Source organism: Pseudomonas sessilinigenes (assembly GCF_003850565.1).
Lineage (GTDB): Bacteria > Pseudomonadota > Gammaproteobacteria > Pseudomonadales > Pseudomonadaceae > Aquipseudomonas > Aquipseudomonas sessilinigenes.
Genome location: NZ_CP027706.1, coordinates 4,041,369 through 4,062,394 on the forward strand (window position 1 = coordinate 4,041,369; position 21,026 = coordinate 4,062,394).

Annotated in this window: 19 protein-coding genes; 10 read left to right on the forward strand and 9 right to left on the reverse strand. The window is 63.6% G+C overall.

The features are described from left to right. Window positions 1-90: 90 nt before the first annotated feature. Window positions 91-603 carry a dihydrofolate reductase gene (locus C4K39_RS18665; protein ID WP_124347159.1) on the forward strand — a complete coding sequence of 171 codons (513 nt, stop codon included), beginning with the start codon at window positions 91-93 and terminating at the stop codon, window positions 601-603. Window positions 604-722: 119 nt separating this feature from the next. Here the strand turns inward: C4K39_RS18665 and C4K39_RS18670 are convergent, their stop codons facing one another. Further along, window positions 723-2,114, reverse strand: coding sequence for an L-cystine transporter (locus C4K39_RS18670; protein WP_022641662.1), 1,392 nt, complete (start codon window positions 2,112-2,114; stop codon window positions 723-725). Window positions 2,115-2,354: 240 nt separating this feature from the next. On the opposite strand from C4K39_RS18670, the gene C4K39_RS18675 reads away from it, so the two are divergent. From C4K39_RS18675 to C4K39_RS18690, 4 genes are all read left to right on the forward strand, one after another. Beyond that, the gene (locus C4K39_RS18675; protein ID WP_068575449.1) at window positions 2,355-3,410 is read left to right on the forward strand and encodes an HAD family hydrolase; all 1,056 of its coding nucleotides are present in this window, start codon (window positions 2,355-2,357) and stop codon (window positions 3,408-3,410) included. Between the two features lie 207 nt (window positions 3,411-3,617). Further along, the gene (locus tag C4K39_RS18680; RefSeq protein WP_068575450.1) at window positions 3,618-5,018 is read left to right on the forward strand and encodes an MBOAT family O-acyltransferase; all 1,401 of its coding nucleotides are present in this window, start codon (window positions 3,618-3,620) and stop codon (window positions 5,016-5,018) included. After that, window positions 5,005-6,138 carry an SGNH/GDSL hydrolase family protein gene (locus tag C4K39_RS18685; RefSeq protein ID WP_068575451.1) on the forward strand — a complete coding sequence of 378 codons (1,134 nt, stop codon included), beginning with the start codon at window positions 5,005-5,007 and terminating at the stop codon, window positions 6,136-6,138. Before C4K39_RS18680 ends, C4K39_RS18685 begins: the two co-directional genes overlap by 14 nt. Before the next feature lies 1 nt (window position 6,139). Then, the gene (locus tag C4K39_RS18690; RefSeq protein WP_124347160.1) at window positions 6,140-7,363 is read left to right on the forward strand and encodes an SGNH/GDSL hydrolase family protein; all 1,224 of its coding nucleotides are present in this window, start codon (window positions 6,140-6,142) and stop codon (window positions 7,361-7,363) included. Between the two features lie 67 nt (window positions 7,364-7,430). Here C4K39_RS18690 and ilvD read toward each other — a convergent pair whose 3' ends face one another. After that, window positions 7,431-9,272 (reverse strand): dihydroxy-acid dehydratase, encoded by a 1,842-nt coding sequence (gene ilvD / locus C4K39_RS18695; RefSeq protein ID WP_068575453.1) that lies wholly within the window; start codon window positions 9,270-9,272, stop codon window positions 7,431-7,433. 300 nt (window positions 9,273-9,572) lie between these two features. Here ilvD and C4K39_RS18700 point away from each other — a divergent pair, with 300 nt between their 5' ends. Next, complete coding sequence (locus C4K39_RS18700) at window positions 9,573-10,151, forward strand: hypothetical protein (RefSeq protein ID WP_124347161.1); 579 nt, start codon at window positions 9,573-9,575, stop codon at window positions 10,149-10,151. Here C4K39_RS18700 and C4K39_RS18705 read toward each other — a convergent pair. Both C4K39_RS18705 and C4K39_RS18710 read right to left on the reverse strand, forming a co-directional pair. Further along, a complete protein-coding gene (locus C4K39_RS18705; RefSeq protein ID WP_068575455.1) occupies window positions 10,120-11,313 on the reverse strand; it encodes an MFS transporter in 1,194 nt (397 codons plus the stop codon). The two genes, C4K39_RS18700 and C4K39_RS18705, sit on opposite strands and share 32 nt — an antisense overlap. Before the next feature lie 108 nt (window positions 11,314-11,421). Continuing rightward, window positions 11,422-12,618: a class I SAM-dependent rRNA methyltransferase gene (locus C4K39_RS18710; RefSeq protein WP_124347162.1), complete on the reverse strand. Its 1,197-nt coding sequence runs from the start codon at window positions 12,616-12,618 to the stop codon at window positions 11,422-11,424. A 214-nt stretch (window positions 12,619-12,832) separates the two neighbouring features. On the opposite strand from C4K39_RS18710, the gene C4K39_RS18715 reads away from it, so the two are divergent. Both C4K39_RS18715 and mutM read left to right on the forward strand, forming a co-directional pair. Further along, window positions 12,833-13,645 carry an HDOD domain-containing protein gene (locus tag C4K39_RS18715; RefSeq protein ID WP_164487358.1) on the forward strand — a complete coding sequence of 271 codons (813 nt, stop codon included), beginning with the start codon at window positions 12,833-12,835 and terminating at the stop codon, window positions 13,643-13,645. Then, window positions 13,645-14,457: a bifunctional DNA-formamidopyrimidine glycosylase/DNA-(apurinic or apyrimidinic site) lyase gene (gene mutM, locus C4K39_RS18720; protein ID WP_068575458.1), complete on the forward strand. Its 813-nt coding sequence runs from the start codon at window positions 13,645-13,647 to the stop codon at window positions 14,455-14,457. Before C4K39_RS18715 ends, mutM begins: the two co-directional genes overlap by 1 nt. A 73-nt stretch (window positions 14,458-14,530) precedes the next feature. Here mutM and C4K39_RS18725 read toward each other — a convergent pair whose 3' ends face one another. The 5 genes from C4K39_RS18725 to C4K39_RS18745 form a co-directional block, all read right to left on the reverse strand. Then, complete coding sequence (locus tag C4K39_RS18725) at window positions 14,531-14,782, reverse strand: YfhL family 4Fe-4S dicluster ferredoxin (protein WP_011064042.1); 252 nt, start codon at window positions 14,780-14,782, stop codon at window positions 14,531-14,533. 133 nt (window positions 14,783-14,915) lie between these two features. Then, a complete protein-coding gene (coaD, locus tag C4K39_RS18730; RefSeq protein WP_007953414.1) occupies window positions 14,916-15,395 on the reverse strand; it encodes a pantetheine-phosphate adenylyltransferase in 480 nt (159 codons plus the stop codon). Window positions 15,396-15,510: 115 nt separating this feature from the next. Next, entirely contained in the window at window positions 15,511-17,106 is a 1,596-nt protein-coding gene (locus C4K39_RS18735; RefSeq protein ID WP_124347163.1) for a GMC family oxidoreductase, read from the reverse strand. A gap of 87 nt (window positions 17,107-17,193) precedes the next feature. Next, window positions 17,194-17,739, reverse strand: a complete 546-nt coding sequence (locus tag C4K39_RS18740) for a twin-arginine translocation pathway signal protein (protein WP_124347164.1) — start codon at window positions 17,737-17,739, stop codon at window positions 17,194-17,196. 81 nt (window positions 17,740-17,820) lie between these two features. Next, a complete protein-coding gene (locus tag C4K39_RS18745; RefSeq protein ID WP_068575461.1) occupies window positions 17,821-19,251 on the reverse strand; it encodes a coniferyl aldehyde dehydrogenase in 1,431 nt (476 codons plus the stop codon). Window positions 19,252-19,397: 146 nt separating this feature from the next. On the opposite strand from C4K39_RS18745, the gene C4K39_RS18750 reads away from it, so the two are divergent. Beyond that, on the forward strand, window positions 19,398-20,069 hold the full coding sequence (locus C4K39_RS18750; RefSeq protein ID WP_068575462.1) for a TetR/AcrR family transcriptional regulator: 672 nt from the start codon (window positions 19,398-19,400) through the stop codon (window positions 20,067-20,069). A 35-nt stretch (window positions 20,070-20,104) separates the two neighbouring features. After that, window positions 20,105-20,959: a sulfurtransferase gene (locus tag C4K39_RS18755; RefSeq protein WP_068575463.1), complete on the forward strand. Its 855-nt coding sequence runs from the start codon at window positions 20,105-20,107 to the stop codon at window positions 20,957-20,959. Window positions 20,960-21,026: the final 67 nt, after the last annotated feature.

Genomic DNA, 21,026 nt, shown 5'->3' on the forward strand with positions numbered 1-21,026 from the left:
GCATAACTGCTGCAGCGTTGGTCGGGTTAGATCGCCGGGATTCGCCGTGGGGCGGGAACAGATCCCCGGCCCTCTGGTATGCTCGCCGGCATGAAAAAATCACTCCCTCTGAGCCTGATCGCGGCACTCGCTGAAAACCGCGTGATCGGCATCGACAACAGCATGCCCTGGCACCTGCCGGGGGATTTCAAGTACTTCAAGGCCACGACCCTGGGCAAGCCGATCATCATGGGGCGCAAGACCTGGGACTCCCTTGGCCGGCCGTTGCCCGGGCGATTGAACATCGTGGTCAGTCGTCAGACCGATCTGGCGCTCGAAGGTGCCGAGGTGTACCCGTCGCTGGAAGCTGCGGTGGCGCGTGCCGAGCAATGGGCCCTGGAACAGGGCGCCAGCGAGCTGATGCTGATTGGTGGCGCGCAGCTCTACACCCAGGGCCTGGAACAGGCGGATCGCCTGTACCTGACGCGAGTGGCCTTGAGCCCGCAAGGGGATGCGTGGTTCCCAGAGTTCGATGAACAGCGCTGGAAGCTGGTGTCCGACCTGCCCAACCCGGCGGAAGGCGACAAGCCGGCCTACAGCTTCGAAGTCTGGGAACGAGCCTGAGTTGTAGCCGCTGCCGAGCCTGCGAGGCCGCGTAAAGGTCCGCAGGACCTTCAGCGATTTCGATGTCCCCGTGGCCCTGCGGGCCATGCGCAGCCTGCGGCAGCGGCCACACGGAGCCGTCAGGCGTGGGCCAGGTCTTCGTGCTCGTCGGCGTCCAGCAGGGCCTTGTCGGTCTGTCCCATCGCCTGGCTGGTGATGGCGCCGGCGGTCATCGAGCCGCTGACGTTCAGCGCGGTACGTCCCATGTCGATCAGCGGCTCCACCGAGATCAGCAGGGCCACCAGGGATACCGGCAGGCCCATGGCCGGCAGTACGATCAGCGCGGCGAAGGTCGCGCCGCCGCCGACGCCGGCCACACCGGCCGAACTCAAGGTCACGATGGCCACCAGGGTGGCGATCCACAGCGGGTCCAGCGGGTTGATGCCTACAGTCGGGGCGACCATCACCGCCAGCATGGCCGGATACAGGCCGGCGCAGCCGTTCTGGCCGATGGTGGCGCCGAACGAAGCAGCGAAGCTGGCGATGGACTGCGGGATGCCCAGGCGCCGGGTCTGCGCCTCGATGCTCAGGGGAATGCTCGCGGCGCTGGAGCGGCTGGTGAAGGCGAAGGTCAGCACCGGCCAGACCTTGCGGAAGAAGCGTAGCGGGTTGATCCCGGCCAGGGCGACCAGCAGGCCGTGGACCACGAACATCAGGCCCAGGCCGATATACGACACCACCACGAAGCTGCCCAGCTTGATGATGTCCTGCAGGTTGGAGCCCGCCACCACCTTGGTCATCAAGGCCAGCACGCCGTAGGGCGTGAGCTTCATCACCAGGCGCACCAGGCGCATCACCCAGGCTTGCAGGGTGTCGATGGCATTGAGCACCTTCTGGCCTTTATCAGCGTCGTCCTTGAACAGTTGCAGTGCTGCAACGCCCAGGAACGCCGCGAAGATCACCACGCTGATGATCGAGGTCGGCTTGGCCCGGGCCAGGTCGGCGAAGGGGTTCTGCGGGATGAACGACAGCAGCAATTGCGGCACGTTGAGGTCGGCGACCTTGCCGGCGTAGTCGCTCTGGATCACTTGCAGGCGAGCCAGTTCCTGGGTGCCGGCCACCAGCCCTTCGGCGCTCAGGCCGAACAGGTTGGTCAGGCCGATGCCGATCAGGGCCGCGATGGCCGTGGTGAACAGCAGGGTGCCGATGGTCAGGAAGCTGATCTTGCCCAGGGACGAGGCATTGTGCAGGCGGGCCACGGCGCTGAGGATCGAGGCGAACACCAGCGGGATCACGATCATTTGCAGCAATTGCACGTAGCCGTTGCCCACCAGGTCGAACCAGCCGATGGAGGCCTTGAGGACCGGGTTGCCGGCACCGTAGATGCTGTGCAGGGCGATACCGAACACCACGCCCAGCACCAGTGCCAGCAGGACCTTCTTGGCCAGGCTCCAGGTGGTGTGGCGGGTTTGTGCCAGGCCCAGCAGCAGGGCCAGGAACACCAGCAGGTTGAGGATCAGCGGCAGATTCATTGGGGCTCCGGTAAACATGTGCCAATCGCGGCTCGGGGCGATTGCGAACCGGCAAGCCTAACAGCTTGAAATCTATTGAATTAATAACGATATCGCATGTCGACCGTCGTTTTTGGAATAAGCCGGTGACGCTATAGCACATGGGGTTGGCGCTCATGGGACACGAAAAGTCGCGCACAGACGAGAACTGTCACAAGGATTTGTTAGCGTCGATGACTTTCACCCAGGGAGAAATCGCCGATGAAATTCGCACCCAAACTGCTCGCCGCCGCCCTTTGCCTGGGCCTCGCCGGCCAGGTTTTCGCCACCGAGTTGAAACACTGGCCGCAAGAACAGGCCAAGCAGTTGGAGGCGATGATCGCAGCCAACGCCAACAAGGGTAACTACGCGGTGTTCGACATGGACAACACCAGTTACCGCTACGACCTGGAAGAGTCCTTGCTGCCCTACCTGGAAAACAAGGGCCTGATCACCCGCGACACCCTCGACCCGTCGCTGAAGCTGATCCCGTTCAAGGACACCGCCGAGCACAAGGAGAGCCTGTTCAGCTACTACTACCGGCTCTGCGAGATCGACGACATGGTCTGCTACCCCTGGGTCGCCCAGGTATTTGCAGGTTTCACCCTCAAGGAACTCAAGGGCCATGTGGACGAATTGATGGCCTCCGGCAAGCCGGTATCGAGCACCTACTACGACGGCGATGTGGTCAAGACCATCGAGGTCAACCCGCCCAAGGTCTTCACTGGCCAGGCCGAGCTGTACAACAAGCTGATGGAGAACGGCATCGAGGTCTACGTGATGACCGCCGCTTCCGAGGAGCTGGTGCGCATGGTCGCCGCGGACCCCAAGTACGGCTACAACGTCAAGCCGCAGAACGTCATCGGCGTCACTACCCTGCTCAAGGACCGCAAGACCGGCGCCCTGACCACCGCCCGCAAGCAGATCGCCGAGGGCAAGTATGACGAGAAGGCCAACCTGGGCCTGGAGCTGACGCCCTACCTGTGGACTCCGGCTACCTGGATGGCCGGCAAGCACGCGGCGATCATGACCTACATCGATGAATGGAAGAAGCCGGTGCTGGTAGGCGGCGATACCCCCACCAGCGATGGCTACATGCTGTTCCACGATGTGGACGTGGCCAAGGGCGGCATCCACCTGTGGGTCAATCGCAAGGACAAGTACATGACCCAGCTCAACGGCATGATCGCCAAGCATGCCGCGGCCCAGGCCAAGGAAGGGCTGGCGGTGACTGCCGACAAGAACTGGGTAATCGTCAAGCCCGAAGATATCCAGTAAGGCGCTGTGCGCCGGGGAGAAAGGTTTTCACCGGCGCTTTCTCCCGCGGCCCATCCGCACTGCCGCCAGGGCCGCAGAGCCCTGGAAGGGCGAGTGTTTCAACTTGTGACAGGCAAAGCCCCTCTGCCATAATCGCGCCCGTTTATACTCTCCCGCCTGCTCTCCCTGTGCCGGGTTCGCCCCCGTCTGCACGTAATGGACTACGTTGTGAGCTATCTCTCGATCGAATTCGGCCTCTGCTTCATCCTGTTCTTCATGCTGTACTGGAGCCTGGGCTTCAGTCTGCGCTTGCAGAACGTCCTGCTGCTGGCCGCCAGCTACGCCATCCTGGCCAGCTTCAGCCTGAACTTCCTCTATATCCTGCTGGGCTATACCGCCCTGGTGTACCTGCTGGGCCTGCTCAGCCAGCGTTACCCTGGACGCGGCTGGGTCAACGGATTGATGTTGTTGCTGGTGCTGGGAGCCTTCTACCTGTTCAAGTACCAGGATTTCTTCACCAGTAGCGTGCAGGGCGTTTTCGCCCAGTTCGGCGTGGAAGTATCCCTGCCGTTGCTGGAGGTGCTGCTGCCCGTGGGGTTGTCGTTCTATGCCTTCCACTCGGTCAGCTACCTGGTGTCGATCAACCGGCGCGAGCTGACGCCTGGCTCGCCCTTCGACCTGGCGCTGTACCTGGCCTTTTTCCCCAGCCTGGTAGCCGGCCCGGTCAATCGGGCGGTGCCAATGCTGGGGCAGATCAATCCGCCACAGCTGCGCCAGGTGCTGGAGCCGCAACGGGCGCTGGGCCTGATCGCGGTGGCGGTGGTCAAGCTGTTCTTCCTCAGCTCGTGGTTGGCCAACGAATGGGTCGACCCGGTATTCGAAAGCCCCGTGGCCTATTCCGCCGAGCAGATCCTGCGGGCGGTCTATGGTTACTCGTTCCTGATCTATTTCAACTTCAGCGGCTATACCGACCTGGTGACCGGTATCGCCCTGCTGCTGGGGTTCCGCCTGCCTGAGAACTTCAACTACCCCTATGCGGCGCGCAACCTCAAGGAATTCTGGGGGCGTTGGCACATCAGTCTGTCGACCTTCATCCGCGACTATGTGTACATCCCGCTGGGAGGCAACCGTGGCCCGGTCTGGCGCGGCAACCTGAACATGCTGCTGGCCATGCTGATCTCCGGCCTGTGGCATGGCGCCAGTGCCAACTTCATTATCTGGGGGGCACTGCATGGCGTCGGCCTGGCGCTGTACAAACTGTGCAGCCCATTGCTGGCGCGGGGCCCGGCCTGGGTCCGGTCCGACCTGCTGGCTCGCCTGCTGACCTTCCACTATGTGGCGCTGGCCTGGATCTTCTTCCGCTGCGCGACCCTGCCCGATGCCCTGGACATGCTTGGTGGCCTGGGCGGCCTGTCCCTGGCGGGGTTGGCCGGCAGTGCCTTGTCGCTGGTGGGCTGCCTGCTGTTCGTGGCCTTCTACCCGCGGATCGTAGCGCTGCTGCGCCGCCTGTTCGATGCGGCCACCCGCTTGCCATGGCTGCTGTATCCAGTGCCGTTGGGGCTGTTTATCTGCGTGGTCATTTTCGCCTCACCGTCGGGCGTGCCGGGGTTCATCTATGCCAGTTTCTAACCGTTCGTCCCTGTCGAAAGGCTTTGGCAGTGCGGCCAAGGTGCTCTATGCCCTGGTGGTGACCAGCGTGCTGCTGGTGTGGTTCAACCAGCAGTCGATCCGTCTCTACTGCCAGCAGAAATACCATGAAGCCTGTGAGATTCCAGGCTTGTCACAGAATCCGCAGTGGCGCTTTGGCGCGCAGCTCAACCAGGCCCTGGAAAACGCCCGGGTGGCCTTCGTCGACAGTTTTGCCGTGCAGGGCGAGGTGAACCTGGTAGCCCAGGCCCAGGCCGCTGTGGAGGTAGAGCCTGAGCCAGTCGCGCCAGTCGTCACGCCGCCTGCTCCGGCGCACCAGGCTCCGGTGGCCAGCGCTCACCCGAGTCCGCCGCAACTGGCCGTCGCGGCTGCGCAGCCGGTGGTCGCGGCGCCTGCGGCCAGGCATATGGCCGAGCCCGGGCAACCGGTGACGGCGCCGCTAATGGCCAGCCTCGGCAGCGGCGACGAAGTGTTCTTCGTCGGGGACTCGTTGATGCAAGGCGTGGCGCCCCACATGGCCAACACCTTGCGCAAGCGCTACAACGTCAAGAGCCTGAACCTGAGCAAGCAGAGTACCGGCCTTGCCTACCCGAGCTTCTTCAACTGGCCCAAGACCGTCGAGAACACCCTGGCCGGCAATCCCAATATCCGCCTGATGGTGATTTTCCTGGGGCCCAACGATCCCTGGGACATGCCTGTGGTCAAGGGCAAGCCATTCCTGCGTTTCAAGACGCCGGACTGGGAACAGACCTATCGCCAGCGCATCGATTCGATCCTCGACACCGCCCAGGCGCATAATGTGCAGGTGATTTGGGTCGGCCCGCCGAACATGGAGAAAGCCAAGCTGTCTACGGCAATGGCTTACCTGAGCGATCTGTACAAGAGCCAGATCGAGCAGTACCACCAGCACTTCGTTTCGGCCAACGAGATTCTCGGCTACCGCAACGACGAGTTTTCCTACTACCGCACCACCGCCGATGGCCAGAAGGTCAAGACCCGGGTCGATGACGGTATTCACTTCACACCCACTGGGCAGAAGCTGATCGCTGAGCGTGTGATCTCGATGATCAATTTTCCCAGTCAACAATTAACGGAGCATTGATATGGGGCGACTGCAAGGTATTGCGCTGTTGCTGGGCATCACCTTGCTGAGCAGTTGCAGCCCGACCACCGAGGTCCAGGCCACTCCTGCCTCGGCACTGGCCAAGTCTGGCCCGAGCCAGAAGAAGGTCGTGACCGCCGGCAGTGACCCGAACCTGGCACTGCTGGCGCGCAAGTTCAGTACTTCCAGCCGTACGCCGATCAGCATCGTGCAACTGGGCGACTCGCATACCGCGGCCGACCTGTTCAGCGGTGAGATGCGACGCCTGCTGCAGGCGCAATATGGCGATGGCGGCATTGGCTTCGTAGCGGCCACGCCGGTACCCGGGACCCGCTACGAGCGCGTGATCTTGAGCGCCGCCAAGCGCCAGTGGTCGCTGGTGTCGGCGCGCAACCAGCAGAGCACGCAGTTTCCCCTGGGTGGCTACCTGTCGCTGCCGATGACCCCGGGTGCCCGGGTGCACATCGCCGAGCGCGAGGCGAGCAACCAGCAATACCGCATCTCTGCGCTGTACCAGGCGGCCAGCAACAATACCCTGACCGCCCGGGACAACCTCAACAAGAGCAGCCGCATGCTGGCTGCCACTGGCGGGCAATGGCGCATGAGCCCTCCGTTCAACAACCTGACCCTGCCCCTGGACCTGAATGTGGCCAACAGCCAGGGCCTGGCCCTGGGTGGCTGGAACATTCTCGGACAGAAGAGCGCCGGGGTGATCTATTCCGCCCTGGGTATCAACGGCGCGCGCCTGGATGTGCTGGACAAGTGGCAGTCCGGCTGGCTGGAGGCCCTCAAGGCCCTGCGCCCGGACATGGTGGTGCTGGCCTATGGCACCAACGAGGCCTTCGATGACGATATCGATCTGCAGTTGTATCGCAGCCAGTTGCAGGAGAAGGTCGCGCTGTTGCGCAAGAACCTGCCCAAGACGGTGATCCTGCTGGTCGGCCCGCCGGATTCCATCAAGCGCCGCAATGCCGGTAGCTGTGCAGCCTCGCAACCTCAGCCACTGCGCCAGATCATCCAGATCCAGAAGGACGTGGCGAAAAACAGCCGCACGCTGTTCTGGGACTGGCAGGCGTTCATGGGCGGCGATTGCTCCATCAGTCGTTGGCAGGCCAGCGACCTGGCACGCAACGACCTGGTCCACCTGACCGCCGACGGCTATCGCAAGAGCGCCGACGGGTTGTATCGCTTCCTGCGCGCGCAGCTGGGCGAGCGCATGCCCTGAGCCTGCACTGGCGCAAGGTAAAAAAATGCCCCGCACATGGCGGGGCATTTTCATTTGCCGGTGGCGATCACAGGCTGTCGAGCAGGGCCTTGTTGCGGACCGCACCCTTGTCGGCGCTGGTGGCCAGCAGGGCATAGGCCTTCAGGGCGGTGGTCACCTTGCGTGGGCGAACTTCCGCAGGTTTCCAGCCTTTCTTGTCCTGTTCGACACGACGGGCAGCCAGCTCCTCGTCGCTGACCAGCAGGTTGATCGAGCGGTTGGGGATATCGATCAGCACCTTGTCGCCGTCCTGTACCAGGCCGATGGCGCCGCCAGCGGCAGCTTCCGGCGAAGCATGGCCGATGGACAGGCCCGAGGTGCCGCCCGAGAAGCGGCCGTCGGTGAGCAGGGCGCAGGCTTTGCCCAGGCCCTTGGACTTCAGGTAGGAGGTCGGATACAGCATCTCCTGCATGCCTGGGCCGCCCTTGGGACCTTCGTAGCGGATGATCACGATATCGCCTTCCTTCACCTCGTCGGCGAGGATGCCGCGTACCGCGCTGTCCTGGCTTTCGAAGATCTTGGCATTGCCTTCGAACACGTGGATCGACTCGTCGACGCCGGCGGTCTTCACCACGCAGCCGTCCAGGGCGATGTTGCCGTACAGCACGGCCAGGCCGCCTTCTTTCGAGTAAGCGTGTTCGAAACTGCGGATGCAGCCGTTTTCACGGTCGTCGTCCAGGGTTTCCCAACGGGTCGACTGGCTGAACGCCGTCTGGGTCGGGATGCCGGCAGGGCCTGCCTTGAAGAAGTGGTGCACCGCTTCATCGGTGGTCTGGGTGATGTCCCACTTGGCGATGGCTTCCTCCATGCTGCGGCTGTGCACGGTCGGCAGGTCGGTGTGCAGCAGGCCGCCACGGGCCAGCGAACCGAGAATGCTGAAGATGCCGCCGGCACGGTGCACGTCTTCCATGTGGTACTTCTGGATGTTCGGCGCGACCTTGCACAGTTGCGGCACGCTGCGCGAGAGACGGTCGATGTCGCGCAGGTCGAAATCGATCTCGGCTTCCTGGGCGGCAGCCAGCAAGTGCAGGATGGTGTTGGTCGAACCGCCCATGGCGATGTCGAGCATCATCGCGTTTTCGAATGCCTTGAAGTTGGCGATGTTGCGCGGCAGCACGGATTCGTCGTTCTCACCGTAGTAACGCTGGCACAGCTCGACGATGGTGCGTCCGGCCTGCAGGAACAGCTGTTCGCGGTCGCTGTGGGTGGCCAGGGTCGAACCGTTGCCTGGCAGGGCGAGGCCGAGGGCCTCGGTCAGGCAGTTCATGGAGTTGGCGGTGAACATGCCGGAGCACGAACCGCAGGTCGGGCAGGCGCTGCGCTCGTACTCCGCGACCTTCTCGTCAGAAGCGCTGGAGTCGGCGGCGATGACCATGGCGTCCACCAGGTCCAGGCCGTGGGAGGCGAGCTTGGTCTTGCCGGCTTCCATCGGCCCGCCGGACACGAAGATCACCGGGATGTTCAGGCGCAGGGCGGCCATCAGCATGCCGGGGGTGATCTTGTCGCAGTTGGAGATGCAGACGATGGCATCGGCGCAGTGGGCGTTGACCATGTACTCCACGGAGTCGGCGATGATCTCGCGGCTGGGCAGCGAGTACAGCATGCCGTCATGGCCCATGGCGATGCCGTCGTCCACGGCGATGGTATTGAATTCCTTGGCCACGCCACCGGCGCGTTCGATCTCGCGGGCGACCAGCTGGCCCAGGTCCTTCAGGTGCACGTGCCCCGGGACGAACTGGGTGAAGGAGTTGGCAATGGCGATGATCGGCTTCTTGAAGTCGGCATCTTTCATCCCCGTGGCGCGCCACAGGGCGCGGGCGCCGGCCATGTTGCGGCCGTGGGTGGACGTTTTCGAGCGGTAATCAGGCATGGAGCACTCCGGGCGGCTAATCAGGTGACAAATGGGGAGTGAGCTTCTATTGACCTCGGGAACACTCAGAAATGGCCGTGTGTCCGAAGCTGCCGATGACACCGCGGGATCGCCGCGAGACTCAGCCTGAGCTCATAAACCCGCCGGGGGATGACTGGCGATGAATCTGGCGATTCTACACCGCTGGCGTCAGGAAGGAATGCCGAGGCCACGGTGCGATATCGATTGCTCTCTAGGTCACCTGGGCCGAAGGATTGCTTTAGACTCGCGTTCCTTCGATCTACCTCCAATGGAACTGGAATGCCTGCCCCCTTTCGATCCGTGAAGTTGTACCTGGCTGTTGGCGTGTTGCAGGGGGGCGTACTGATGTGGCTGCTTCTCCATAGCGGCTGGACCTTTAGCGCCATGGCGGTGCTGGCCGCTGTCCTGTTGGCGGGCGGCACGACGCTGCAGCTTCAGGGCGAGCAATGGCGCCGGTTGCGCAGCGGGGTCGCCGTGCTGCTGGTGGGCCTGGTTGCGGCGGCACTGGCGCTCGCATGCCTGGCACTGCCTTCGACCATGCTGGTGGTCTATGGCGTCGGTGCTGCCTTGCTGCTGATCGCGCTCCTGGGCGCCACCCTGGCGCAGGGCGGGCCCCGGTTGGGACGCCGGCTGCTCGATAACGGCCTGTGGCTGCTACTGGCGCTGCCGTGGCCCTGGCTGGTCCAAAGGCTGTTCAAGGCGTGGCTTGCCTATCGGCACCTGGACCCTTTCAAGGATGGGCTCCTGTCACTGGCCTTCTTCACCGGCCCGCCCCTGGCGTTCTCGGTTGCGCTGTTTCTCGGCCACTCGTGGCGGGCCAGGGGATTCAGGCGCAGGCCCGCTGATTGTGCCGATTGACCAGGCTGTTCAGGGTCAGGGCGCTTGCGCTCAATACCAGGAAGCACAAGCCCAGGGCCATGATCAGGTTGCTGGCGCTCAGATTGATGAACGCACTGATCAGGCCGCCACAGGTAAAGATGATCATGTTGCCGGCCGAAGCCGAGGTCCCCGCGTTCTGCGGGAACAGGCCCATGGCCCGGGACGTGGCGACCGGCCGGGTGATGGTCGTGCCGGCGGTGCAGACGATCATTGGCAGGAGCACCGTGATCGCACTCATGCTCGATTGCAGCAGGAACAGCATCAGTAGGCCGGACAGGGCGATCAGCAACAGTCCGGTGATGATCTGGGTGCTGGCCTGCATGTGCCGATTCATCACTCCCGCGGCAAAACCGCCCAGCACATAGGCCGCGCCGTACATCAACAGCGCCAGGGCGTATTGGTAGGGCGAGAGCTGCAACTGCTCCATGAAGATGATCGGCGAGATGACGATGAACGAGAAATGGCAGGCGAAGGCCAGGGCCGAGATCAGCCAGTAACCCACGAATCGCGGCTCCGAGCAGACCAGCCAGTAGGCGGCGAGAATGTTCCTGTGCCGGGATGACGCGGTGCCCGAAGTGTTCTCCAGCAGCAGGCAGGCCTTGAGGATCACCAGCAGGCCGATGGCGATGAAGACCTCGAAGCTGCCTTGCCAGCCCAGTTGCTCCTGCAACCAGGTGCCCAAGAGTGGCGAGAAGGAAATGAAGATCCCGCTGGCGGTGACCAGGGCGATGCGCAGGCGCTCCTGCTCCTTGCCCACGAACAGGTCCTGCACCAGCGCCTGGGACAGGACAAAACAGCCGCAGCCAATGGCCTGGATCACCCTGAAGAACAGGAACCACGGATATTCACTGGCCATGATGCAACCAGCGGCGCCGGCGATCGCCACGCTCATGCCCGCCAGCAGCAGCTTCTTGCGGCCCAGGGAGTCGGACAGCGGCCCGACCACCAAAAGGGAAAAGGACAGGCCGATGGCGAACAGGCTGACGGACAGCGCGATATCGGCGCTCGACGTCTGGAAGCGTTCGGCCAGGGCAGGGAAGGAGGGCAGGATGACGTCCAGGGGGAAGACGCCTAGCAGCGTCATGGTCATCAGCAGGATGATGGCCGGGGTCTTTTGCGCAGGTTTGGCAGCGTGGTCCATGGGGCGGCGAACTCGATCCTTGAGGTGGTTCCGAGGATCGAGTCGCGGCCCTGCAAAGTCAAACGCTATCGGCTGGCCGTTTCCCGGGGCAAGGGCCGGCCGGCGGCCTTAGCTGTTGGGCAGCAGGCGGCAGGTGATGCTCTTGATGTAGCGAGTCTCCGGGATGGCTGGATGCACCGGGTGGTCCGGGCCCTGGCCGCCACGCTCCAGGAACTGGATATTGCGGTCCAGGTGGCGGGCGCTGGTGAGCAGGATGTTCTGCAGGTCGTCCTCGGGCAGGTGCATCGAGCACGAGGCGCTGACCAGGATGCCGTCCTTGGTCAACAGGCGCATGGCCTGTTCGTTGAGGCGGCGATAGGCGCCTTCGCCGTTCTTCAGGTCCTTCTTGCGCTTGATGAAGGCGGGTGGGTCGGCAACGATCACGTCGAAACGCTCTTCGGCGGCCTTGAGCTCCTTGAGGGCCTCGAACACATCGCCTTCGATGCAGGTGAGCTTGTCGGCGATGCCGTTCAGCGCGGCGTTGCGCTCCACGCCGTCCAGGGCAAAGCCCGAGGCATCGACGCAGAACACTTCACTGGCGCCGAATGCGCCAGCCTGCACGCCCCAGCCACCGATGTAGCTGAACAGGTCCAGCACGCGCTTGCCCTTGGCGTAGGGCGCCAGGCGCGCGCGGTTCATGCGGTGGTCGTAGAACCAGCCGGTCTTCTGGCCTTCCATCACCGGGGCTTCGAACTTCACGCCGTTCTCTTCCAGGGCGACCCACTCCGGCACCACGCCGAACACCGTGTCGACGTAGCGCTCCAGGCCCTCGGCATCACGGGCGGCGGAATCGTTCTTGAACAGGATGCCGCTGGGCTTGAGCACCTGGACCAGGGCGGCGATCACGTCGTCCTTGTGACGCTCCATGGTGGCCGAGGCCAGTTGCACCACGAGAATGTCGCCGAAGCGATCCACCACCAGGCCCGGCAGCAGGTCGGAATCGCCGTACACCAGGCGGTAGAAGGGTTTGTCGAACAGCCGCTCGCGCAGGGACAGGGCCACGTTCAGGCGATGGACCAGCAGCGACTTGTCCAGGGCCAACCGTACATCGCGCGACAGCAGGCGGGCGCAGATCAGGTTGTTGGGGCTCATGGCCACGATGCCCAGGGGCTTGCCACCGGCGGCTTCCAGCAGCGCCTGGTCGCCTGCCTTGAAGCCATGCAGAGGAGTGGCGGCTACATCGATCTCGTTGCTGTAGACCCACAGGTGGCCGGCGCGCAGGCGGCGATCGGCGTTGGCTTTGAGGCGCAGGCTTGGCAGGGACATGACGTCGCTCCGGAAAAAAGGGCGCGATTATACCCCTTCGGACGCATTCGGTGAGGGCCATTGGACCTGCGGCTAAATGTGCAAGGTAAAGTTCCTGCGGGTTTGCCCATCATTGCCGAGATAGGGGGTAGAATCGCCGCCTGACCCAGAGTGTGTACTTATGTCCCAAGAGCTATCAGCCGAACAGATTCAACAGGCCCTGCAAGGCATCAGCGTGCCGCCCCAGCCGCAGATCATGGTGGATCTGCAGATGGAGCAGTACATGCCCGATCCCGATCTGGAGGTGATCGCCAAGCTGATATCCCAGGACCCGGGGCTGTCCGGCGCGCTGCTGAAGATCGTCAATTCGCCGTACTACGGCCTGAGCAACAAGATCGCCTCGATCCAGCGCGCGGTTAACCTCTTGGGCAGCCGCTCGATCATCAACCTGATCAACGCGCAGTCGATCAAGGGCGAGATGAGCGATGAAACCATCGTCACCCTCAACCGTTTCTGGGACACCGCCCAGGACGTGGCCATGACCTGCCTGACCCTGGCCAAGCGCACCGGCGCCCAGGCCGTGGACGAGGCCTATGCACTGGGCCTGTTCCACGATTGCGGCGTGCCACTGATGCTCAAGCGCTTCCCCGACTACATGACGGTATTGGAAGAAGCCTACGGCAGCGCCGGCCCCGAGCGTCGGGTGGTGGATACCGAGAACCGTGCCTTCAACACCAATCATGCGGTGGTGGGCTACTACACAGCCAAGTCCTGGCGCCTGCCGGAACACGTGACCAACGCCATTGCCAACCATCACAACGCCCTGGCGATCTTCAGCGATGAGTCCTCGCGCAACAGCCAGCTGAAGAACCTGCTGGCGATCCTGAAGATGGCCGAGCACATCTGCGCTTCGCACCGGGTCCTGGGCAACCAGGTCGAAGACCACGAGTGGAACAGCATCGGCCACCTGATTCTCGATTATGTCGGCCTGTCGGATTACGACTTCGAGAACCTCAAGGAAACCGTGCGCGAACTGGGCGCCCACTGATGCCGGAATTACCGGAGGTAGAGACCACCCGCCGCGGGATCGCGCCGCACCTGGAGGGCCAGAAGGTCAGCCGGGTGATCGTGCGTGACCGGCGCCTGCGCTGGCCGATCCCTGAGGACCTGGACGTGCGCCTGTCCGGACAGCGTATCGTCCAGGTGGACCGACGGGCCAAGTACCTGCTGATCAATGCCGAGGTCGGGACCCTGATCAGCCACTTGGGCATGTCGGGCAACCTGCGGCTGGTGGAAGTCGGCCTGCCGGCGGCCAAACATGAACACGTGGATATCGAGTTGGAGTCGGGCCTGGCGCTGCGCTACACCGATCCGCGGCGCTTTGGCGCCATGCTCTGGAGCCTCGATCCGTTGAACCACGAGCTGCTGGCGCGGCTGGGCCCGGAGCCACTGACCGACCTGTTCGACGGCGAACGCCTGTTCCAGCTGTCCCGTGGGCGCTCCATGGCAGTCAAGCCGTTCATCATGGACAACGCCGTGGTGGTGGGGGTGGGCAACATCTACGCCACCGAGGCGCTGTTCGCCGCAGGCATCGACCCACGTCGCGAGGCCAAGGGCATTTCCCGGGCGCGCTACTTGAAGCTGGCGATCGAGATCAAGCGGATCCTGGCGGCGGCGATCTTGCAGGGTGGTACCACCTTGCGCGACTTCATCGGCGGCGATGGCCAGCCCGGCTACTTCCAGCAGGAACTGTTCGTCTACGGGCGGGGCGGGGAGCACTGCAAGGTCTGCGGTACGGGATTGCGGGAAATCAAGCTGGGCCAGCGCGCCAGCGTCTACTGCCCACGCTGCCAGAGCTGATTCCTGCTTCACCTGGCAATATCCATCCAGTCGTGCCTTGGCAAACACCGGGGCCGCCATGGCCCCAAACGGATCAGGCCTTGCCGGTGATCTTGCGGTATTTGGCCATCAGCTCTTCTTCGGTTTCCGGACGGGCCTCGTCCAGGGGAATGCAATCCACCGGGCACACTTGCTGGCACTGCGGTTCGTCATAGTGGCCGACGCACTGGGTGCACAGGTTCGGATCGATGACGTAGATTTCTTCGCCTTGGGAGATGGCCGCGTTAGGGCACTCGGGTTCGCAGACGTCGCAGTTGATGCAATCGTCGGTGATGATCAGGGACATGGGGTACTCCGGCCTGGGCGGCAGGCCCGGGCATGTAAAAACGAATGCGCGCAATTGTGCCGTATTGGCGCCCACAGTGCACGCGGGCGCGATGGCTGACAGCGAGCCGTGGCCCCTGGCGGGGCCCGGGGCTCTACTTCTTGAAGCGCAGGGTCAGGGCTTCGGCGACGGCCGGATGGACGAACTTGCTGATGTCACCGCCCAAGGCTGCGATTTCACGGACCAGCGTCGAGGAAATGAACGAATAGCGCTCGGACGGCGTGAGGAACAGGCTCTCCACGTCCGGGGCCAGTTGCCGGTTCATGTTGGCCAGCTGGAACTCATATTCGAAGTCCGAAACCGCCCGCAGGCCGCGCAGGAAGACATTGGCGTTCTGCTCCTTGGCGAAATGCGCCAGTAGCGTCGAGAAGCCGACGACTTCGACGTTGGGCAGATGCTTGGTCACCTCTCGCGCCAGCTCCACGCGCTGTTCCAGGGGGAAGAGCGGGTTTTTCTTGGGGCTGGCCGCAACAGCGATGATGACGTGGTCGAACAGCCGCGAGGCGCGTTCGACCAGATCGCCGTGGCCCTTGGTAATAGGGTCGAAGGTACCTGGGTACAGCACTCGGTTCATCGCGTCGTCCTGGCGGGAATCCGTTGGGGAGTCGGATGGTATCGCAGCCTTTCCGGTCGGCCAAGTCGCCTTTTGGCTTACAAAGCACTATAGACGCCACGAATACCGAGTTCCTTCACGCCGATTTCAAGCGTTCCGCCAGGGCCGTGGCCAGTTGTGCGGTCAGGCCATAGACCGACAGTTGCGGGTTGGCGCCGATGCTGGTGGGAAACAGCGAGCCGTCGTGGATCGACAGGTTGCGCAGCTGGTGATGGCGACCCTGGCTGTCGGTGACTGCGGTTTTCGGGTCCTCGCCCATGGCACAGCCGCCCATCACGTGGGCACTGCCCAGGCGTGTGCGGTACAGGGCCAGGTCCAGGCCGTCGATCTGGGTGCGGACCTCGGCCAGGGTCTTGGCGAAGCGTGCGTCGCTGTGCAGCGGCTTGACGGCCTTGGCGCCACCGGCGAACTGGATCTCCGCCATGCTATGGAAGGCCCGGCGCAGGCCGTCCCAGGCGTAGGGCGAGACCTGGTAGTCGAGCACCGGGCTGCCATCACCGCGCAGTTCGACGTTGCCGCCGGTGCTATCGGGATGAAAGCCGTCCCGCAGCAGCGCCAGCATGGCGTGGGTGTGCGGCAGTTGCTCCATGGTCAGGCCGCTCTGGGGGCCGAAGCCGCCCAGCAGGGTACTGGCCAGGGCAGGTTGCAGAGGCGGTACCTCAAGCTTGTAGGACATCTTGCCGGTGGTGCCGTCCTGCCACTGGAAATGGTCGGAATAGATCGACTGGGGGGCGCCATAGAACGGGTTGATCACCTCGTCGAACTGTCCAGCGGAGAAATTCACCAGGTGCAGGAAGGTGCGCTTGCCCAGCCGCGAGTGCGGGTCCGGCGCATCGGAACGCAGCAGCAGGGCCGGGCTGTTGATGCCGCCACCGGCCAGCACATAGTGCTTGGCCTTGACGGTGATCTTGCGGCCGGTAGGGGCCACGCAGCGCTCGTCCATGGCCTGGCATTGCAGGCTGGTGATCTTGTCGCCGCTGATCTGCAGGCGGTCGGCACGGGCCAGGTACAGCAGCTCTCCGCCTTTTTCCAAGGTGGCGGGGATGGTGGTCACCAGCATCGATTGCTTGGCGTTGGTCGGGCAGCCCAGGCCGCAATAGCCCAGGTTCCAGCAACCACGCACGTTGCGCGGAATCACGTGCCAGCTGTAGCCCAGGGTTTCGCAGCCCTTGCGGATCACATCGTTGTTGGCATTGGGCGGCATGGCCCAGGGCGCGACGCCCAGGCGCTGCTCCATCTTCTCGAACCAGGGCGCCATCTCGGCCGAGCTGTGGCCCACGACCCCGTGCTCGCGGGCCCAGTGCTCCAGGGTCGGATCGGGAGTGCGGAAGCTCGAGGTCCAGTTGATCAGGGTGGTGCCCCCGACGGCACGGCCCTGGAGAATGGTGATGGCGCCGTCCTTGCTCATGCGGCCGATGCCCTCCTGGTACAGGCTGGTGTAGGCCTGGTCCTCGAGCATCTTGAAGTCGTCGCTGGTCTTGAGCGGGCCCTCTTCGATCAGCAGCACCTTGTAGCCGGCGGCGCTGAGGATCTCGGCGGTAGTGCCGCCTCCCGCACCGCTGCCGACGATGGCGACGTCGGCTTCAAGCGTCAGGTCCTGCTCGAGTTGCGAGCCGTTGTAGGTTTTCCAGCCACGGTTCAGGCCTTCGCGGAACAGATCAGGTACGGGCATAGCGGGTGCTCTCTTATTATTGAGGTCGTGGCGCAAAGGTACTGGGGCCGCACATCTCCCTGATGCGACCGGTGGCGGCTGGCTGGATCAGATCTTGGGTGGCCCGGGGTAGCCGCAGTGCGCCCAGGATTCGGCACGGGTATACCAGGCCATCATCACCAGCTGCAGCAACGAGGCGTGGCCCATGCGCAGCAGCGACAGGTAGCTGTTCTCCCAACGCTTGAGGAAGTTGCGGATATCGTCTGCGCTGGCATTCTCCCAGCTGCCCCAGATCCCCGTCAGTGGCCCCCGGGTCACGGCCATGCCCAGCACGTCGAACAGCTGCTGGGTGAGCTTGAGCATTTCCGGCGACAGATGGTTGAGGGCGTTGTCCAGGTTTACCAGGGTAGCGTCGATGGCAGTGGACATCCTGTCCGCTGCCACGGCGCCTTCGAGCATCACCGGGATCAACGCCCTCAGAAACGGCAGTTCATTGTTGCGCAAGATGGCGAAACCGTTGGCCGGTGTGCTGGCGGAGCAGCCACTGAGGCTGGCACCCAGGCCGGCGGTGGCCAGGAAAGCACTGGCGCACAGGCCGATTTTCAGCAGGCCGCGCCGTGACAGCGCGGGTGTTTCGGTCAGGCTAGGGGTCATTGTTGTTATTACCCTGCGATCTACTGGTTGAGGTCTCTCGAAAAGCGACCGCGCTGGCAGCCGCTCTGCTTTCAACGGCTCCTAGCGGATGAACAGCTTCTGGATCAGCTTCTGGATCGATGTGCCATAGGGTGGATAGATCAGGCGAGCGGCGTTGAACCGCTGCTTGATGAATACCCCCTTGGCCTTGCTGAAGGTCAGGAAGCCTTCATGGCCATGGTAGTGCCCCATGCCGGAAGGGCCGATGCCGCCGAACGGCAGGTCGTCCTGGGTCACGTGCAACAAGGTGTCGTTCATGCAGGCGCCACCGGAATGGGTTTCGGTGAGCACGCGCTGCTGCTCGGCCTTGTCGTAGCCGAAGTAGTACAGCGCCAGGGGGCGAGGCCGTTCGGTGATATAGGCCAGGGCCTGGTCCAGGGTCTTGTAGGGCACCACGGGCAGGATCGGCCCGAAGATCTCATCCTGCATGACTGTCATGTCATCGGTGACATTGAGCAGCAGGCTGTGGGGCAGGCGGCGTTCCTGGCCCTGATCGAACAGCGACACCACCTGCGCGCCTTTGCTGGTGGCGTCGCTCAGGTAGCTGTTGAGCCGCGCCAACTGGCGCTGGTTGATGATGGCGGTGTAGTCGGGGTTGTCCGCCAGGGTCGGGAAGAAGCGGTTCACTACCTGGCGATAGGCCTCGACGAAGGCGTCCACGCGCTCCTCCGGCACCAGCACATAGTCCGGGGCGACGCAGGTCTGGCCCGCGTTCATGGTCTTGCCGAAAGCGATACGCTCGGCAGCATCCTTGAGCGGCACGGTATGGGAGACGATGGCCGGGGACTTGCCTCCCAGCTCCAGGGTCACCGGGGTCAGGTTTTCCGCTGCGGCACGCATCACATGCTTGCCGATGCTGGTGGCGCCGGTGAACAGCAGGTGGTCCAGGGGCAGCTTGGAAAAGGCCATGCCCACCTCCGCCTCGCCCAGGACCACGCACACCAGGTCTTCGGGGAAGATCCGCGCCAGCAGTTGCTTGAGCAGCAGGCCGGTGGCGGGGGTCGACTCGCTGAGCTTGAGCATGACCCGGTTGCCGGCGGCCAGGGCTCCGGTCAGTGGGCCCATGCACAGGAACAGGGGGTAGTTCCAGGGCACGATGACCCCCACCACGCCCAGCGGCTGGTAGATCACCTTGGCTGAAGCCGGCTGGAAGGCCAGGCCGACGGCGCGGCGGGAGGGTTTCATCCAGCCCTTCAGGTGTTTGCGGGCATAGTGGATGCCATGCAGGCTGGGCATGATTTCTGCCACCAGGGTTTCATTGGCGCTGCGGTTGCTGAAGTCCTGGCTGATGGCGTCGACCAGCGCCTGGCGTTCATTGCTCAGCAGCTCCTGCAATGCCTTGAGCCATTGGTCGCGCTGGGCGGCAGGGGGCATCGGGTTGGCGGCATAGGCCCGGCGTTGGGCTTCGAACAGCTCCAGCAGCCCGTCCTGTTGCTGAAGGGAATCCTGTAGGTAGGCGATTTCGGCAGACATGACCGGGCTCCGGTTTTTGTGAGGTGGCTAGTTTTTTAGAGCTTATGCTCTAAATTGTCAATTACCATCCCGTGCCGGTCGCGATTTATCCCCAGGGGGAATAGGTCGTAAAATGCACCCAGTCTTCCGAATTAAAGCCCACATCCATGGCCCCACGTATAAAAACCCGTGAACGCATCGTCCAGTTCAGCCTGGAGCTCTTCAACCAGCAGGGCGAGCGCAATGTCAGCACCAATCACATTGCCGCGCATATGGAGATATCCCCGGGCAACCTGTACTACCACTTCCCCAACAAGCAGGCGATCATCGCCGTACTCTTCGCCGAGTACGAAAGCCTGGTGGACAGCTTCCTGCGTCCGCCTCCCGGGCGGGCGGTCACCGTAGAGGACAAGCGCTACTACCTGCAGGCCCTGCTGGCGGCCATGTGGCGCTACCGCTTCCTGCACCGGGACCTGGAGCACCTGCTCGACAGCGACCCTGAGCTGGCGGCGCGTTATCGGCGCTTCTCGCAGCGCTGCCTGATCCAGGGCATGGCCATCTATGGGCGTTTCGTCGATGCCGGGATCATCGCCATGGACAGGGTGCAGATCGAATCCCTGACCCTCAATGCCTGGATCATCCTCACCTCCTGGGTGCGTTTCTTGTGCACGACTCGCGAGAACTCCACGCACCTGAGCGAGGAGGCGATCAAGCGTGGCGTCTACCAGGTGCTGGTGCTGGAAGCCGGCTTTGTCACCGAGCAGGCCCGGGAAGCGGTCAACGGACTGTTCGAGGAGTTTTACGTGCCTCTGGCCCAAGCCCTGGAAGAAGTGCAGTAGGATCCAGCTTCGACCCTCATTCACAGGAGCCCGCTATGCCCCTTGCGCAATTGATCAGCCCGCTAGCCCTGGACCAGAAGCGCCAACAGCCTGGCCTGGTGATTCTGGATTGCCGCTTTGCCCTGGAAGACCCGGACTACGGGCAGCGTTGCTATGCCGAGGGGCATTTGGCCGGGGCGCATTTCGCCGACCTGAACCGGGATCTCAGTGGGCCGGTGACCAAGGGCGTGACGGGCCGGCATCCGTTGCCGGACCCGGCCCGGCTGGTGGAGCGCCTGCAAGCCTGGGGGATCGATAACGACAGCGACATCGTGCTGTACGACGATGGCCCCGGCGCTTATGCCGCCCGCGCCTGGTGGCTGCTGGCCTGGCTGGGCAAGCGTGAGGGCGTGTTTATCCTCGATGGCGGCCTCAAGGCCTGGCATGGCGCTGGCCTGCCGCTGAGCCTGGATGCCCCGCCCCATGTCCAGGGGCACTTCAGCGGCCAGCCTGACCACAGCCTGTTGCTGGATGCCGAGCACTTGCAGCGACGCCTGGGCCAGCCGGAGCTGACCCTGCTGGACGCTCGGGCATTGCCTCGTTTTCGTGGCGAGGTGGAACCGATCGACCCGGTGGCCGGGCACATTCCCGGGGCACAGTGCGCCGCGTTCACCGACAACCTGGGCAGCGATGGCCGCTTCCTGCCAGCGCCACAGCTCAAGCAGCGCTTTGCCGAGAAACTCGCTGGGCGTTCACCGGAGCAATTGGTGGCCTATTGCGGCTCCGGTGTGACGGCCTGTCACAACCTGTTCGCCCTGTGTCTGGCCGGGTACCCGCTGGCCCGGCTGTATGCCGGCTCGTGGAGCGAGTGGATCACCGATCCTGCGCGGGCCATTGCCACGGGCGACTGAGCCCGCTATTGCCAGAGTTCGCCTCTCATTGCGCAAGTTTGTGGAGTGCGCGAGCTGATACCGGCCG

What these genes read in the sequence shown, in the direction of transcription:
- C4K39_RS18710 (WP_124347162.1), bottom strand. Translation starts at nt 12,618, where the DNA reads ATGTCCCTGCCAAGCCTGCGCCTCAAAGCCAACGCCGATCGCCGCCTG.
- C4K39_RS18675 (WP_068575449.1), top strand. Translation starts at nt 2,355, where the DNA reads ATGAAATTCGCACCCAAACTGCTCGCCGCCGCCCTTTGCCTGGGCCTC.
- ilvD (WP_068575453.1), bottom strand. Translation starts at nt 9,272, where the DNA reads ATGCCTGATTACCGCTCGAAAACGTCCACCCACGGCCGCAACATGGCC.
- C4K39_RS18705 (WP_068575455.1), bottom strand. Translation starts at nt 11,313, where the DNA reads ATGGACCACGCTGCCAAACCTGCGCAAAAGACCCCGGCCATCATCCTG.
- C4K39_RS18670 (WP_022641662.1), bottom strand. Translation starts at nt 2,114, where the DNA reads ATGAATCTGCCGCTGATCCTCAACCTGCTGGTGTTCCTGGCCCTGCTG.
- C4K39_RS18665 (WP_124347159.1), top strand. Translation starts at nt 91, where the DNA reads ATGAAAAAATCACTCCCTCTGAGCCTGATCGCGGCACTCGCTGAAAAC.
- C4K39_RS18755 (WP_068575463.1), top strand. Translation starts at nt 20,105, where the DNA reads ATGCCCCTTGCGCAATTGATCAGCCCGCTAGCCCTGGACCAGAAGCGC.
- C4K39_RS18690 (WP_124347160.1), top strand. Translation starts at nt 6,140, where the DNA reads ATGGGGCGACTGCAAGGTATTGCGCTGTTGCTGGGCATCACCTTGCTG.
- C4K39_RS18735 (WP_124347163.1), bottom strand. Translation starts at nt 17,106, where the DNA reads ATGCCCGTACCTGATCTGTTCCGCGAAGGCCTGAACCGTGGCTGGAAA.
- mutM (WP_068575458.1), top strand. Translation starts at nt 13,645, where the DNA reads ATGCCGGAATTACCGGAGGTAGAGACCACCCGCCGCGGGATCGCGCCG.
- C4K39_RS18700 (WP_124347161.1), top strand. Translation starts at nt 9,573, where the DNA reads ATGCCTGCCCCCTTTCGATCCGTGAAGTTGTACCTGGCTGTTGGCGTG.
- C4K39_RS18750 (WP_068575462.1), top strand. Translation starts at nt 19,398, where the DNA reads ATGGCCCCACGTATAAAAACCCGTGAACGCATCGTCCAGTTCAGCCTG.
- C4K39_RS18725 (WP_011064042.1), bottom strand. Translation starts at nt 14,782, where the DNA reads ATGTCCCTGATCATCACCGACGATTGCATCAACTGCGACGTCTGCGAA.
- C4K39_RS18685 (WP_068575451.1), top strand. Translation starts at nt 5,005, where the DNA reads ATGCCAGTTTCTAACCGTTCGTCCCTGTCGAAAGGCTTTGGCAGTGCG.
- coaD (WP_007953414.1), bottom strand. Translation starts at nt 15,395, where the DNA reads ATGAACCGAGTGCTGTACCCAGGTACCTTCGACCCTATTACCAAGGGC.
- C4K39_RS18745 (WP_068575461.1), bottom strand. Translation starts at nt 19,251, where the DNA reads ATGTCTGCCGAAATCGCCTACCTACAGGATTCCCTTCAGCAACAGGAC.
- C4K39_RS18740 (WP_124347164.1), bottom strand. Translation starts at nt 17,739, where the DNA reads ATGACCCCTAGCCTGACCGAAACACCCGCGCTGTCACGGCGCGGCCTG.